This window comes from Micromonospora sp. NPDC049004 (assembly GCF_040649315.1).
Classification (GTDB): domain Bacteria; phylum Actinomycetota; class Actinomycetes; order Mycobacteriales; family Micromonosporaceae; genus Micromonospora.
Genome location: NZ_JBEZFG010000006.1, coordinates 419,557 through 435,457, shown reverse-complemented (window position 1 = coordinate 435,457; position 15,901 = coordinate 419,557). Strand labels below are relative to the sequence as shown.

9 protein-coding genes are annotated in these 15,901 nt (G+C 70.3%); 5 read left to right on the top strand and 4 right to left on the bottom strand.

Annotation, left to right across the window (positions count from 1 at the left end):
* Positions 1-34 precede the first annotated feature (34 nt).
* Complete coding sequence (locus tag AB0B97_RS20655) at positions 35-1,759, bottom strand: exo-alpha-sialidase (RefSeq protein ID WP_357495569.1); 1,725 nt, start codon at positions 1,757-1,759, stop codon at positions 35-37.
* Positions 1,760-2,096: 337 nt separating this feature from the next.
* Between AB0B97_RS20655 and AB0B97_RS20650 the strand changes: the two genes are divergently transcribed.
* From AB0B97_RS20650 to AB0B97_RS20640, 3 genes are all read left to right on the top strand, one after another.
* Complete coding sequence (locus AB0B97_RS20650; protein ID WP_357495567.1) at positions 2,097-4,439, top strand: beta-galactosidase; 2,343 nt, start codon at positions 2,097-2,099, stop codon at positions 4,437-4,439.
* Positions 4,440-4,728: 289 nt separating this feature from the next.
* Positions 4,729-5,508, top strand: a complete 780-nt coding sequence (locus tag AB0B97_RS20645; RefSeq protein WP_234581657.1) for a DeoR/GlpR family DNA-binding transcription regulator — start codon at positions 4,729-4,731, stop codon at positions 5,506-5,508.
* Between the two features lie 172 nt (positions 5,509-5,680).
* On the top strand, positions 5,681-8,461 hold the full coding sequence (locus AB0B97_RS20640) for a discoidin domain-containing protein (protein ID WP_357495564.1): 2,781 nt from the start codon (positions 5,681-5,683) through the stop codon (positions 8,459-8,461).
* A 68-nt stretch (positions 8,462-8,529) separates the two neighbouring features.
* Here AB0B97_RS20640 and AB0B97_RS20635 read toward each other — a convergent pair whose 3' ends face one another.
* From AB0B97_RS20635 to AB0B97_RS20625, 3 genes are all read right to left on the bottom strand, one after another.
* Complete coding sequence (locus AB0B97_RS20635; protein WP_357495562.1) at positions 8,530-10,020, bottom strand: RICIN domain-containing protein; 1,491 nt, start codon at positions 10,018-10,020, stop codon at positions 8,530-8,532.
* Between the two features lie 148 nt (positions 10,021-10,168).
* Entirely contained in the window at positions 10,169-12,466 is a 2,298-nt protein-coding gene (locus AB0B97_RS20630) for a family 20 glycosylhydrolase (protein ID WP_357495560.1), read from the bottom strand.
* Positions 12,467-12,542: 76 nt separating this feature from the next.
* Positions 12,543-13,616, bottom strand: a complete 1,074-nt coding sequence (locus AB0B97_RS20625; protein ID WP_357495558.1) for a right-handed parallel beta-helix repeat-containing protein — start codon at positions 13,614-13,616, stop codon at positions 12,543-12,545.
* Positions 13,617-14,000: 384 nt separating this feature from the next.
* Here AB0B97_RS20625 and AB0B97_RS20620 point away from each other — a divergent pair, with 384 nt between their 5' ends.
* Positions 14,001-15,029, top strand: a complete 1,029-nt coding sequence (locus tag AB0B97_RS20620; protein ID WP_357495556.1) for a 1-phosphofructokinase family hexose kinase — start codon at positions 14,001-14,003, stop codon at positions 15,027-15,029.
* Positions 15,005-15,901: an SIS domain-containing protein gene (locus AB0B97_RS20615; protein ID WP_234581663.1), complete on the top strand. Its 897-nt coding sequence runs from the start codon at positions 15,005-15,007 to the stop codon at positions 15,899-15,901. The genes AB0B97_RS20620 and AB0B97_RS20615 overlap by 25 nt, the downstream gene beginning before the upstream one ends.

Genomic DNA, 15,901 nt, shown 5'->3' with positions numbered 1-15,901 from the left:
AGGAACGCCGGCACCGGGGACGGAAGGTCGCGGGTCAGGCCCCCTTGACCCAGTCCACCGTGAAGCGGGCGAAGAAGATCCCGCCGGTGTCGCCCACCTCGTACAGGTTGCCGACCGTCCCGTCGTTCAGCACGGCCATCGTCGAGTAGCCCGCGCCGCCCGGCTTGACCAGCGCACGGGCCGGCCAGCTGGCGCCGTCGTCGGTGGAGAGCCGGACCGTGAGGTCGTTGCGCGCGGCCGGGGCGGCGTTGTTGCTGAACAGGGCGGTGCGGGTGCGCACCGGAGCGCCGTTCGTGCCCACCTCGGACGGGCGCAGGTAGGAGATCTCGTCGGCGTTGCACAGCGGGTCGGTCAGCACGGCGCTGGCCGTGGCCGGGCCGAACGTCACGCCACCGTCGGTGGACGTGGAGTAGAACCGGCTGCGGGTGCTGTTGTGCCGCATGTTCTGCACGATCGCGCCGGTGCCGCGCTCGATCGCCTTGCTCTCGTTGATGTTCCCGCCCGCCGGTCCGCCGCGCCGCCACGTCACGCCGTGGTCGTCGCTGTAGATGTTGCCGGTCTGGGTGAGGCCCGCCGCGTCCCGGTAGACGAACGGCTGGATGAGGCGTCCGGTGCTGCTCTGGATGCCGTGCCCGGAGGAGAAGAACGCCTGCTGCCAGGTCGCCACCTTGATGGTCGGGTTCAGCTCCACCGGGGCGCTCCAGGTGGCGCCGTTGTCCCGGCTGGTGATGTATTGCAGGTGCAGGCTGTTCGGGTCGTCGGCGGTGTTGAGACCCGAGGAGCCGGACCAGAAGCTGATGCCCGGCTTGGGGGAGCGGGTGTAGAAGCAGTAGACGACACCTGTGGTGCGGTCCACCAGCAGGCTCGGGTCGCCCGATCCCTCACTGATGGTGGCCGGCGCGTGGATGACGCGCGGCTGGTCGAAGGTACGTCCACCGTCGGTGCTGCGGGTCATGGCGATCTGGATGTTGTTGGTGCCGCCACCCAGGTCGTACGAGCCGTTGACCCGGGCGTCCGCGACGGCGATGACGGTGCCGTTGTTGGTGACGGCCATGCCCGGGATCCGAACCGAGGCCACCGTTCCGTCGTACCGGCCGTTGGCGCCGTTGAGGTTGCGGATGACGCTCTGGGTGGTCAGCACCGCCGTGCTGTTCATCTGCGGGGTGCCGGCGGCCAGGCCGCACCCGGCGGTGCCGCGCACCGTGGTGTCGAACCCGGAAGCGGTGACCCGCAGGGTGTACGCGGTGCCGGCGCCGACGGTCCAGTAGTGCAGGTAGTTGCCGCCGGCCGCGATGCTGCGCGTCCACGGGGATCCGGTGCGCCCGGGCCACGTGACGGTGAAGTCGCGGGCGGTGGTGGTGCGGTTCTCCAGGGCGAGCTGGAGCCGGCCGGCCGTGCAGTCGTAACTGGCGAGCGCGGACATGCCGGTGCCGCAGTGGAAGATGCCGGCGGAGGTGTCGTCCAGCCCGGTCGGGGTGGTCGTCCGCAGGGTGTACGGGGTGCCCGCGGGGAGGGTCCAGTACAGCTCGTTGCTGCTGCTGCCGGCTGCGACAGTCCGGGTCCAGGGCGAGTTGGTGCGGCCCGGCCAGGTGACGGTGAAGGTCTGCGCGGTGGTGCTGCCGTTGGTGAGCCGCAGGTTGAGCCGGCCGGTCGTGCAGTCGGCGCTGGCGGTGGCGCTCACGCCGGCGGGGGCGGCGTGAGCTGGCGTGGCGGGCAGGATCGCGGCCACACCGAGGACGGCGGCCACGACAGCTGTCACTCGGCGCGACAGTGCTCGGACAGGAGACACAAGATTCCTTCCGGGGGACGGGGGTGCGAACGGGGGAAGTAGGGCGTAAGACGTCGGATATCTGATGTCGGGACGCTAACCGGACGTCGGCCGGTCGTCAATAGATCGACGCGGGACGGTGCGCGGGGGCGTGGGCGTCCAGGGTGGACGGCCGCTCTGATCGAAGATGCCGGATAGGGCGTACATATTTACATCATGTTGCGTCGTCTGGCAGGCTCGACCGCATCGACCACCTTCGTCATCCCGGCGATCGGGCCCGTCCACGGCCCGCGACCGCCGCCGGCGACGCCTGTCCGAAGGAGACCCCATGGAACGGCGCCAACTCCTCACCCTCGGCGTGCTCAGTCCGTTCGCGGCGATGCTGACCTCGGGCGGCCCGGCCAACGCCGCGGCGGCGGCGCAGACCTTCGGGTTCTCCGCCGACGGCAGCAACTTCCTGCTCGACGGCCAGCCGTTCCAGATCCGCAGCGGCGAGATGCACCCGGCCCGCATCCCGGTGCAGTACTGGCGGCACCGGATCCAGATGGCCAAGGCGATGGGCATGAACACGATCGCCATCTACGTGATGTGGAACCACATCGAGGAACGACCTGGCGTCTTCGACTTCACCACCGATCGGCGGGACATCGCCGGCTTCATCCGCCTGTGCCAGGCCGAGGGCATGTACGTGCTGCTGCGTCCCGGCCCGTACGTCTGCGGCGAGTGGGACCTGGGTGGTCTACCGCCGTACCTGCTGCGCAACCCGAGCATCAGGCTGCGCGTCCGCACCGCCGCCGACCCCAACTACATGGCCGCCGTCACGCGCTACATCACCGCGCTCGCCGCGGTGGTCAAGCCGCTCATGGTGGCCAACGGCGGGCCGATCCTGATGGTCCAGATCGAGAACGAGTACGGCTCGTACGGCAACGACGCCGTCTACCTGGAGGAGTTGCGACAGCTGTGGCTGCGGGCCGGGATCACCGGACCGTTCTACACCGAGGACGGCCTCGGCCAGGTGCAGGGCAACCGGACTGTCGTCACCGGTGGCGCGATCGCGCTCAGCGGTGGTGACGCCGCCGCCATCGCCGCCGCGCGGCAGTCCTTCCCGACCGTCCCGGCCATGTCCGGCGAGCTCTATCCGGGCTGGTTGACCCACTGGGGCGACGGTGGCTTCGCCGGCTCGAACACCGACATCTCCAGCCAGCTGCGGGGCCTGATGGCCGGCCGGCTGTCGTTCAACATCTACATGATCCACGGTGGAACGAACTTCGGGTACTCCGCGGGTGCGAACGCCGCCGACAATGGCTCCGGCTACCAGGCGGACATCACCACCTACGACTACGGTGCGCCGATCACCGAGCAGGGCGCCCCCTCACGGTTGTATCCGACCTACCGCGAGATCATCGGCACGGCCCTCGGGGTGACGCTGCCGGCCGTGCCGGCGCCGATCCCCACCATCGTGCGTACCGGCGGGCAGGCGGTGCTGCCCACGCCGTACGCCTCGCTGTGGGACAACCTGCCGGCGGCGCTGCCGACCCAGACGAACCCACAACCGATGGAGATGTACGGCCAGAACTCCGGCTTCATGCTCTACCGCCGGGTCCTGCCCGGCTACACCCGGGCGACGCTGGACATCAGGTCGGTACGCGACTACGCGACGGTGTTCCTCGACGGCGTCTACCAGGGCGGAATGTCCCGGAGCAACCTCCCGGCGGCCTACACGACGCCGCTCGGCGTGACGGTGCAGGACGCGCCGCTGGCGTTGAAGACCTCGGCGAGCGGCAGCCCCACGCTCGACATCCTGGTCGAGGGCATGGGCCGCAACAACTACGGTCAGGCGCTCGTCGACCGCAAGGGCATCACCGAACGCGTGTCCCTCATCGACGCGGGCACCCTGACCGGCACGTTGACCAACTGGCAGACCCACCTGCTGCCGGTCGACGAGGCGTTCGTGGCCGGCCTCCGTCCGGTGCTCACCAACAGCTCGCGGCCCGGCATCTTCTTCAAGGCCACCGTGAACCTCACCCAGACCGGCGACACGTACCTCGACATGTCCCGCTGGACCAAGGGCGTGGTCTGGGTCAACGGCCGCAACCTGGGTCGCTACTGGAAGGTGGGGCCCCAGCAGCGGCTCTACTGCCCGGCGCCGTGGCTGCGGGTCGGCGCGAACGAGATCGTCGTCTTCGACCTGCACCAGGTGCAGGCCCAGCCGATCTCCTTCGAAGCCAGCCTGAGCGGCCAGTCGGGCGCCGTCCGCCACACGGTGGTCAACCGGGCCAGCGGCAAGGCCCTCGACGTGCCGGACCTGTCCCGGGTCACCGGCGTGCAGCTGATCCAGTGGACCCCCAACGGCGGCGCCAACCAGGCGTGGCTGATGGCCGGCGCGGTGGGTGCCGTCACCACGATGACCAGCGTCAGCTCGGGTCTGCTCGCGGATGTCGAGGCGAGCTCCACGGCCGACGGGGCGCGGGTCATCCAGTGGACCGCTACCGGCGGCGGCAACCAGCAGTGGCGGGTCGTGACGGCGTCCGGCGAGTTCGTGAAGCTCGTCAACGTGCAGACCGGCAAGGTCCTGGCCGTGGCCGGCGGCGCGACCACCAACGGAGCCACGATCGTGCAGCAGACCGACACCGGCAGCGCCTCCCAGCACTGGCGGCTCACGCCGTCCTGACGCCGCCCGGGCGGCCAGACCCCGGCGGCGACCACCGGTCGGCCCGGGGTGGTGGGGGTCGGTGTGCGACCTGTTGCGGTGCGGCGGCCGCGCAGGTCGCCCACCGGCCCCGCGTCGTTCCCGGGAACTGCCCACGCAGTCGTTCCCGTGAACTGCCCACGCAGTCGTTCCCGTGAACTGCCCACGCAGTCGTTCCCGTGAACTGCCCACGCAGTCGTTCCCGTGAACTGCCCACGCACCGGAGATGCGAAGATGGCCGCATGGGCAGGCGGAGCGACCGGAGTGGGACGTGAACCAGCGCGAGCGGTGGCACCGGCTCCTGGAGATGGTCGCGGTCGAGGGCCAGCTCGACATCGAGTCCACCGCCCGTGAGCTGGGCGTGAGCACGGCGACCATCCGTCGTGACTTCGACGAGCTGGCCACCCAGCAGTTGGTGACGCGCACCCGGGGCGGCGTGGTCGTCACCAACGTCTCCTACGACCTGCCGCTGCGCTACAAGGCGGTACGGCAGGCATCGGAGAAGCAGCGGATCGCCGCTGCCGCCCTCGCGTTGATCCCGCCGGGCAGCACGGTCGGGCTCAACGGCGGCACCACGACGACCGAGGTCGCCCGGGCGCTCGCGCTGCGCACCGACCCCGACGGGCAGTTGTCGGCGGCCACGGTGGTGACCAACGCGCTGAACATCGCCCACGAACTCATCGTGCGTCCGCACATCCGGGTGGTGCTCACCGGCGGGACGGCCCGAACCCAGTCGTACGAGCTGGTCGGCCGGATCGCGGAGACGATGCTCGCGTCCGTGGCGCTGGACGTCGTCGTGCTCGGGGTGGACGCGATCGACCACCAGCACGGCGCGAGCGCCCACAACGACGGCGAGGCGGCGGTCAACCACGTCATGGTGACCAGCGCGGCGCGGACGATAGTCGTCGCGGACGCCTCGAAGCTGGGCCGCCGCAGCTTCAACCGGATCTGCCCGTTGGGCGACATCGACACCCTGATCACCGACCGGTCGGCCGACCCGCGGCAGGTGAGCCTCGTCGAGCAGGCCGGGGTCACGGTCCTCCAGGTCTGACGGTCGGCTGCCTGGATCGTCGGCCGGCGCACTCGTGTGAGCACGGGCACCTGGCAAAGATGTAACTCGATGCAAAATCGCGGGCTACTTATTGCATCTTGAGTCAAGCGGGTGCAGCATTCCATTTCATCGGTCTCTGTGAATGTCGTCCTCACCACACCGGGAGAAAACGATGATCTGGTCATCGCTGCCCGCGCCCACCCGCCGTACGTCCGCCCGGGCCGCCGTCGTGGTCCTCATCCTGCTCGCCGCGATGCTGCACGCCGTACCCGCCCGGGCGAGCACACCGGGCAGCGCGACCGGCCTCACCCGGGCCGGGAACACGTACACCATCACCACCAGCACTGCCGCCCGCATCCGGCTCACCCTGGCCCGCGCGGACATCTTCCGCGTCTGGGTCGCGCCCAACGGCACCTTCACCGAACCGGCGGCGAACGAGATCACCGTACGGACCGACTTCGGTACGGTCGCCAGCACGGCGACCGACGAGGGCAGCGCCTTTCGCATCGCCACCGCGGCGGTGGTCATCCGGATCACCAAGAGCCCCCTGACGATGCAGGTCCAGCGCCCGGACGGGAGGCTGATCTGGCGGGAGTCGCAACCCCTCGACTGGGGCTCGGGCCGCACCACGCAACGGCTGGCCCGCGCCGCGGACGAGCAGTTCTACGGCACCGGCCTGCGCCTCGGGGAGTGGGCGTTGCGCGACAAGACGGTGCCGATCGCCGTGGACAACCAGTGGCGGGAGAACACCAACGCCAGTCCGGCGCCCTTCTACCTGTCCACCAACGGCTACGGCGTCCTGCGCAACACGTGGGCGTCCGGCTCGTACGGCTTCACCGCGCCGGTGACCACCACCCACAACGAGGAACGGTTCGACGCGTACTACTTCGTGGGTGACTCGCTCAAGGGCGTGCTCGGCGCGTACACCGACGTGACCGGCAAGCCGTTCCTGAGCCCGATGTGGGGCCTCGAACTCGGCAACGCCGACTGCTTCAACGCGTCCAACCCCGCGTACCAGGGCGACCACAACCGGGCCGGGCACCAGCGGACCCCCGACGTGCTGTCGTACGCGCGGGAGGCCCGCGCCAAGGACATGCCGTCGGGCTGGTTCCTGCCCAACGACGGGTACGGCTGCGGCTACACCGACCTGCCCGCGACAGTCGCCGGCGCCAAGGCGCTCGGTTTCCAGACCGGCCTGTGGACCTCCACCGGCCTGTCGTCCATCGACTACGAGGTGGGCACCGCCGGCACCCGTGGCGTGAAGACCGACGTCGCCTGGGTCGGTGGCGGCTACCAGAACGCCTTCCGTGGCGTCCAGCAGGCGGTGGACGGCATCGAGCGCAACTCCGACGCGCGCCGCTACGTGTGGACCGTCGACGGTTGGGCCGGCACCCAGCGCAACGCAGTCGTCTGGACCGGTGACACGTACGGGCGGTGGGACGACATGCGGTGGACCGTGCCGGCCGTGGCCGGCGCCGGGCTGTCCGGCCTCAACTACGCCACCGGCGACGTCGACGGGATCTTCGGGGGCAGCCCGAACACCTACGTGCGGGACCTGCAGTGGAAGTCGTTCACGCCGGCGTTCATGACGATGTCCGGCTGGGGCGCGACCAACCCGGCGGCCGGCTACCAGGACAAGCAGCCGTGGCGGTACGCCGAGCCGTACCTGTCGATCAACCGCCGGTACCTCCAGCTCAAGATGCGGCTGATGCCGTACCACTACACGATGAGCCGCGTGGCCAGCGTGACAGGCGTGCCGTCGACCCGGGCCCTGGTGCTGGAGTACCCCAACGACCCGGTAGCCCGGGGCAACGCCACGTCCGGGGAGTTCATGGCGGGCGACGCGTTCCTGGTGGCGCCGGTGGTCTCCGACACCGAGCTGCGCGACGGCATCTACCTGCCGGCCGGCACCTGGACCGACTACTGGACCGGGCGGGTGTACCAGGGCCCGCTCACCCTGAACGGGTACGCCGCGCCGCTCGACCGGCTGCCCCTGTTCGTCAAGGGCGGCTCGATCGTGCCGATGTGGCCGCAGATGAATTACACAGGCGAGAAGCCGGTCTCCACGCTCACCTACGACCTGTATCCGCGCGGCTCGTCGAGCTTCACCCTCTACGAGGACGACGGCGTCACCCGCGCCTACCAGGGCGGGGCGTACGCCACCCAGCAGGTCGGCATGACGGCACCGACGTCCGGCACCGGGACGGTCACCGTGGACGTGGGCGCCTCCGTCGGCACGTACGCGGGCAAGCCGTCGTCACGCTCCTACGAGTTCACCGCGCACCTCGCGGCAGCTCCCCGCGCGGTAACGGTCGCCGGGCAGACCCTGCCGTCGCTCGCCACTCGCGCCGCCTACGACTCGGCGAGCAGTGGTTGGTTCTACGCGGACGGCGTGTTGCGGATCAAGGCCGGGTCGCGGAGCGCCGCGTTCCAGACCCGGATCGACGGCGCGGTGCTGCCCGTCGCCGGCACGAGCACGACGCCGCCGCCGATCCCGCGCGACAACTGGCGACTCGTGTACGCCGACAGCGAGGAGACCAGCGCGGAGAACGGCGCGGCCACCAACGCCTTCGACGGGAGCACGGCCACCTTCTGGCACACCGCCTGGTCGTCCACCCCCGCGCCCCTGCCGCACGAGATCCAGCTCGACCTGGGTGCCACGTACCAGGTCGACGGGCTGCGGTACCTGCCCCGCCAGGACGGGGGAGTGAACGGCCGGATCGGCGGTTACGAGGTGTACGTCTCCGACAGCCCGAGCACCTGGGGCACGCCGGTGGCGTCGGGAACCTTCGCCGACACGTCGACGCAGAAGGTGGTGCCGTTCACCGCCGCCCGCAGCGGCCGGTACGTGCGCCTGCGGGCACTGAGCGAGGCCGGTGGCCGGGGGCCGTGGACCACGGTGGCCGACCTGACGGTCACCGGCAGAGCTGTGGCGTCGGCGTCGGGGGGCTGACCCCGTACACCTGTGCAAGCGACGCCGCGGGCTGCTGGAGCAGCCCGCGGCGTCCTGCTACGGCGGTCCTAGGAGAGGGACCACTGCTGGCGGGTCGCGCCGGTGGCGGTGCGCTGGACGACGTCCGCGCCGTTGTCGGTGATCGTCCCGTCGAGGTCGAGCACCCGGCCGCTGTTGCGGTTCGTGATGGTGACGTGGGTGCCGACGCGCGTGATCCGCCACTGCTGGTTGGCCGCACCCGAGTACGTCCACTGGATCACGTCCGCGCCGTCCGCCGTCGAGCTGCCGGCCACGTCGAGGGCGCGTCCGCTGCGGCGGTTGACGATGCGGTGGTACCCGTTGCCGAGGGGAACTATCGACCACTTCTGGTGCAGACCACCGTTGTCGGCCCACTGGACGGCATCGCCGCCGTCAGCCGGTGCGGCGACCGCGACCTCCATGACCTTCCCGCTGGCCCGGTTCGTGAGCGTGTAGCTCGCGTTCGGGTCGAACGAGCCGTTCAGGGCGTCGAGTTCCTTGAGGCTGAACCGGACGGTCATGATGTACGGGTAGCTCGTGTCCGCCGGGTCGAAGTATCCGTACGACGTCAGCACGAACGTCCCGTCGGGGAGCACCACGTTGCCGGCGTAGCCGGTGTCGCCGCTCTTGACCGAGGGCGTGAAGTCCTCCAGCAACCGCACCCGGTACTGGCCCTCGCGGGAGTTGACCAGGTCGTCGTACGTGCCGACCCAGGCCACCCAGTCGCCGGCCACCCACGCGCCGGTGTTGCTCACGCTGTTGCGGATGATGTCGCGGAAGGTGATGACGAGTCGACCGGTGGCCGGGTCGTACGTGGCGGCGTGCCGCTCGCCCATCAGCGCACCCTGCATCTCGCGCGGCTCGGTCCAGGTGTTGCCCTCGTCGTTGGAGAAGGCAACCATGGCGTTCGTGCGCTTGTGCTGCGCGCGGGCGAGCAGCGCGAGCTGGCGACCGTCCGGCGACCGGATGATCTCGATCTCGCACAGGCCGGCGTACTTCTCGATGGTGTTGTGTGCGGCGAGCAGCCGGGTCGGCGTGCTCCAGACGGCGTTGCCGGCGGCGTCGAAGGTCAGGTACGTCTTCCAGTTGTTGAATCCGCCGTCGTGGAAGACGCCCATGTACCGGAAGTCCCACGACCCGTCGGCCTTCTTCAGCCGCACCAGCGTGGCGTGCGCGACGAACCCGGCGAAGCCCGCGTCGGCGAAGTGGTGGGTGAACTCCGACCAGGACCGACCGCTGTCGTCGGAGTACGCGGTCTTGAACCCACCCGGGCTCGCCGGGAGGCCGCTGACCAGCAGCAGCCGGGTCGTCCCGTTCGGCTTCACTACCTTGTAGAGGGTCGGCGTCTCCTTGCTGGTCGCCCAGCTCGCCGGCGTGGGGAGCCGGCCGGTCCAGGTGCGGCCACCGTCGTCGCTGCGCTTCAGGATGATCTGGCCAGTGCCGTGGCCCATGGGGTAGACGGCGAACATCGTGCGGCCGTCGTCGAGCAGGACGGTGTCGGGGTGCCCGAGGTACTGGCCGGCCTGACGGTCGGTGAGCATCTGGCGGCGCGTGTCGTCCTTCAGGTCCAGGAACGGGATCGTGTAGTCGATGCGCGCGCTGAGGTCAGGCTCAGCAGGAGGGCGAGCGCGGCGGTGGCGGCGGTACCGGTCCGGGCCAGCGCGCCCCGTGGCGCCCTCGATCGGCAGTTCATCGGGTGATGGTCCATTGCTGTTCGGTACCTCCGCGGTAGGTCGACTGGACGACGGCCGCGCCGTCGGTGGTCGCGGCGTTGGCGACGGTGAGCGCCTTGCCGGAACCTCTGTTGATGATCTTGAAGTACGTGCCGACCGGGATGACGCTCCACAGTTGGTTCGCGCCGCCGTGGTAGGTCCACTGCACGACGCTCGCCCCGTCGGCGGTGGACGAGCCCGAGACGTCCAGCACCTTGCCGCTGCTGCGGTTGACGATGCGGTGGTAGCCGCCGCCGGCCTCGACGAGCGTCCAGCGTTGGTGCGCCCCGCCGTTGCCCGACCACTGGACGGCACCGCCGCCGTCCCCGCTGCCCGCCGGCACCTCGAGCACCTTGGCGCTGTTGCGGTTGACCACGCGGTACTCGGTCGACGGGTCGAAGGCGGCGGCCGGGGTCGCCGCCGTGGACACCTCGACCTTGTCCGCCGTGACCGCCGTACCGGATGAGTTCGCGTTCTTGCTGTTCAGCACCCGCACCTTCAGGACGTGCGAGCCCTGCGCGAGCGGTCCGCTGGTGAAGACCATCGACTGGTCCACCCGGGTGGGGGAGTACAGGTCGACGACAGTCTCCGGACCGCCGTCGATCGAGACGCCCGCCCGGCCGTGGTTCGGCGCCCGGGCCACGAAGAGCTTGATCTTGTTGCCGGTGAACCGCACCTGGTAGGCGCTGTCGAGCGTGCTGCTGTAGTGGTCGTCGCGCTGGAACTGCTGGGTGCCGCCGGCCCCGTAGGACCACGTGCCCGAGTAGCTGAACTGGTTGTCGCCGGTCCCCACGGTGTTGTCGTTGACCTGGACCACGCTCGGCACGCCCGGGGCGTCCCCGATCGCGTCCACGCGGGCGAAGAACGCCTCCACGGTGCTCGACCGTGGCCCGCCCCACAGGCGCTCGGCCAGGACCTCGGCCGGCCGCTTGGCGTACTGGTCGAACCACTCGTCGCTCTGGTACTCCACAGCGTCCGACCAGCGGGCCATCTGGTAGCCGTTGACCTTGGCGTTGGTGTCCGGCGTCCAGCTCTCGTAGACGTTCTTCGTGTTGACGTAGAGGTTCAGGCCGGGCGTCACGTACAGGGTGCCCTCCGGCACGCCGACCACGGTGTAGCCCAGGTTGTAGAAGTAGCTGAGCGACCCGGTGTACGGGGTGAGGACGATGCTGGTCGCCGGCTTGATGCTGGTCTGCTGGCCGTTCGTCTCCCACCAGTTCCACAGCTGGGCCGTCTTGCCGTACGAGCGCACCTTGTCGTTCATCAGGTTCATGAACTCGGTGAAGACGTCACCGGGGTACGCGAAGCCCCGCGCCTGCGCGTAGCTGACCAGCTCGGGGCATGCGTTCTTGGCGCTGTCGGTCTGGTACTCGTCGCCGCCGATGTGGAAGTACGGACCGTCGAACAGCGGCACGAACTCCGACAGCAGGTTCATCACGAACGTGCGGGCGTTCTCCTTGGTCAGGTTCAGCGTCCAGCCGCCGTTCGACCCGCCCGGCCAGGGCGCGTAGTCCATCGACGCGCAGCTGAACCGCATCGTCGGGTCGTACCTCGTCATCGCGGTCGCGTGACCCGGCAGGTCGATCTCGGGAACGATGGTGATGTGGTAGCGCTTGGCGACGTCCTGCAACCGGCGCAGGTCGGCCTTGCTGTAGGACTGGGCCGACGCCAGACCCGGGTACCTGTCGCTGCGCAGCCGGAAGCCGTTCCACTCGGTGAGGTGCAGGCGCAACGTGTTCAGGCGTAGCCACGCCATCCGGCGGAGCAGGTTCTCCAGGTAGTCCATCTCGTAGAAGTGCCGGCCGACGTCGAGCATCACCCCCCGGTCCCGGTACTGCGGATAGTCCCGGATCGCTCCCGCCGGCACTGTCGTCCTCGTCGCGCTCTGCTTGATCATTTGCAGCAGGGTCTGGGTGCCGTAGTACACGCCGGCCGCCGCGTTCGCGCGGACCACGACTGTCGGGCCGGCGGTCAGCAGGTAGCCCTGGTCGCCGATGCCGGCGTCGGTGCTCGCCAGGGTGAGCAGGATGTCGCCGGTCCCGGGCGTCGCCGACGAGACGACAGGTACGTCCACGCCGCTCACCGCGCCGAGGTCGACGCGCAGCGACGTCGCGGCCGACGACAACTGGGCGCCGGACACGGGGTCCACCAGGATCCGGGACGACGGGGTCAGCGTGTACGTGCCGGTGCCGCCGGTCCACTCCCGGACGCTCGGCGCGACCTGGGGTGCCGGGTTGGCTGCCGCCTGCGCCGGCGTCGGGACTCCGAGCCCCACGCCGGCCAGCACTGAGGCGAGTACGAGAGAAGGAAGCCGCTTGCGGGATGAGATCACTGTCGCGTACCCCGATCGGTCAGAGCGGTAGGAGGTCCTTGACGTTGCCCTGCAACAGGGGCGCGGTGCCGCTGTTGGACTGCGTGCCGACCAGGTGCACCGGCGCGGTGCCGGCGCAGGTGACGGCGAGGTTGGAGAGCGTGCACCCGGACAGCAGCCAGCGGGTGCCGAGCAGGTTCGTGGCACGGACGTCGCTGTACCAGAGGGTGTTGCCGGTGAAGGTCGGTGGCAGGACACCGTCGACGACCACACCGGTGCCCGGGTCGCGGACTGTCGCGCCGATCGGAAACGACAGGGCGGTGCTCCAGCGCACGGGGACGCCGCCGTTGCAGTGGTTGAAGGTGTTGCCGGTCAGGCTGCCGTGCCCCCAGTTGTCACCGGCGAGCGCACCGTACGGGCTGGTCTGGGCGAACGAGTAGTAGGCGCCGTAGCAGCCGACGGTGATGTTGCCGTTGATCGTCCAGTTCCCCGACGAGTTCCAGATGGCGAGTCGGCACGAGGTGAAGCTGTTCGCGGTCAACTGCGAGTACTCACTGCGGTCGGCCAGCGAGACGCCGAAGTAGCAGCGGTGAAAGGCGTTGCCGCTGACCTTGAGCCGGTAGCCGAAGTAGTCGTCGGCGGTCGAGCCGGTGATCGCCAGGCCGGCGCCGCGCCAGTTCGTGAAGTCGCAGTCCAGGATGCGTACGCCGGTGCTGCGGCTGATCCGGACGGCGACGTGCGCGAACTGTGGCGCGGTGCCGACCGGGCTGGCCTGGCGGCCGAGGAAGTGGACGCCGCTGATGGTGACACCGCTGCGGCCCATGATGGACAGTGCGCCGGTCTGGTCGTTGGCAACGGTCACCGTCGCGCCGTTGCCGACGATGAGACAGCGGTCGGGCAGGGCGACCGGCGCGGTGAGGGTGTACGTGGCGCCGGGTGCGAGCTGCACCTGAGGCGTACGGGCGAGGACGGCGTTCCAGTCGTCGGAGACGCCGAGCACCGGGAGGGACGTCGAGGCGATCGCGGCATCGGCGCGGCCGGGCGGAACGACTGCGGCGAGGGCACCGGCGGCGCCCGCCAGTGCGACCGCGCGGCGGGGGAGTCGTGTGGTCATGGGTGGTCCTTCGGACAGCGGGGGGATTGTCCTACGTCTGATGTCGGACGAACTTACGAGGGATATCGACGCCCGTCAAGGGAGGGGTTCCCGGCTCTCGGCCGCCGTTACCGGCGGCGCTCCGGCCGCCGGTCTCGCGGGGCCGTGCAAGTTGGTGCAACTTTTAACTGGGGTTCGAGCGTGGCACGCGGACCTGCCAGCACGCTGTGGCTTCCTGGATGTTGGTGCCAACGGAGGCCGTGAGCGCGTGTGAGCGCTCGGGACCGACCTTGACGCCGCCGATGCCAGATCCTAGTGTCTGCAACATCGTGAGTGATTCTGGCGCTTGGGCGTCATGACAGATCATGCGCGCTCGTGTTGCCGGCATCGTCGGAAGAGGCGGACATGAAACGAGACCTGGACGGCGGTCCGCCGGAGTCCGGGATGCCCGGCGAGCTGATCATCTCGGTGGCGCTCAATCCGGCCCTGGACGTCACCTACACCGTGCCCGACCTGGTGCCGGACGCCTCCCACCGGGTGACGGACGTGGTCTCCCGCGCCGGCGGCAAGGGCCTGAACGTGGCCCGGGTGCTGCGGCAGTTGGGCGCCGAGACGATGGTCCTCGGCCTGGCCGGCGGCGCCGCCGGCGAGCAGATCGAGGCCGAGTTGGCGACCGCCGGCGTACCGGCTCAGTTCACCCGCCTCGACGCGGAGACCCGCCGCACGGTCACCGTCCTCGGGCGGGATACGGCGACAGTCCTCAACGAACCAGGTCCGTACGTCACCGCCGCCCAGTGGGTGGCGTTCCGGGACGTGTTCGCCCAGCGGGTCCGGGCGGCCCGGGTGGTGGTGCTGTCCGGCAGCCGGCCACCCGGCGTCCCCGAGACCGCGTACCGCGATCTCGTCACCATCGCGCGGGCCGGCGGTGCCGAGACCATCGTGGACACCGAGGGTGCCGCGCTCCGCCACGCGCTCACCGCCACCCCGACGCTGGTGAAACCCAACGCCCACGAGGCTGCGGATCTGCTCGGCCGCCCGGTGCGCACCCGCGACGACGCCGTCGAGGTGGCGCACCGGCTCGTCCGGCTCGGCGCCGACGCCGGCGTCGTGTCCCGTGGCGCGGACGGGTTCGTGGCGGTCAACGGCGGGACCGCCTACGACGCCCGCGCGCCCGAACGGGTGGCCGGCAACCCGACCGGCGCCGGCGACGCCCTCGCGGCAGTGCTCGCGCACGGGCTCCTCACCCGCGCGCCCTGGCGGGACGTCCTCGCCCGAGGCGCGGCCGTCTCGGCGGCCGCCGTCGCCTGCCCGTGGGCAGGCGAGTACGACGACGCCGTGGCTTCCCGGCTGCTGCCCGGAACCACTGTCGACGAACTGCACGAGCACCACACCGACAGAGAGCAGGAACCGTGTCGCACGTCGCCTCCGAGATAACCTCCCAGCCCGAGACGTGGCGTCGCGCCGTGGATCTGGTCGCCCGACCGGCCGTGGCGCGGGCCCTGCCCCAACCGGGCGAACGGGTCGCCGTCGTGGGCTGCGGCACGTCGTACTTCATGGCGCAGAGTTTCGCGGCGCTGCGGGAGTCGGCCGGCCAGGGTGAGACCGACGCCTTCGCCGCGTCGGAGTTCCCCACCGGGCGACGGTACGACCGCGTGGTCGCCATCACCCGTTCCGGCACCACCACCGAGGTGATCCGGCTCCTTGAGCAGGTGCCGCCCGGCAGCCGCTCGACAGTGCTCACCACCGACGCCGACCGGCCGGTGACCCGGCTCGTGAGCGACTGCGTCGTCCTCGACTTCGCCGACGAGCAGTCGGTGGTGCAGACCCGCTTCGCCACTACCGCGCTCGCCCTCTGGCGTGCCGGTCTCGGCGAGGACCTCACCCAGGCCATCGACCAGGCGCGCACCCAGCTGGCCACACCACTCGACCCGGCAGTGGTCGGTAGGGACCAGTTCACCTTCCTCGGCACCGGCTGGACGGTGGGCGTGGCGCACGAGGCGGCCCTCAAGCTGCGGGAAGCGGCGCAGATGTGGGCCGAGTCGTACCCGGCGATGGAGTTCCGGCACGGTCCGATCAGCGTGGTGGACCACCGGTCGGTGGTCTGGATCTTCGGGCCGGTGGTGCCGGGCCTCCTCGACGACCTGGCCGCCACCGGGGCGATCGTGGTGCACGAGGACATCGACGCCATGGCGCACCTCACGACCGCGCAGCGCCTCGCCGTGGAACTCGCCGTGCGTCGCGGCCTGCACCCGGACCAGCCCCGGCTGCTCACCCGGTCCGTCGTCCTGACCGCGCCGGTCGCCTGA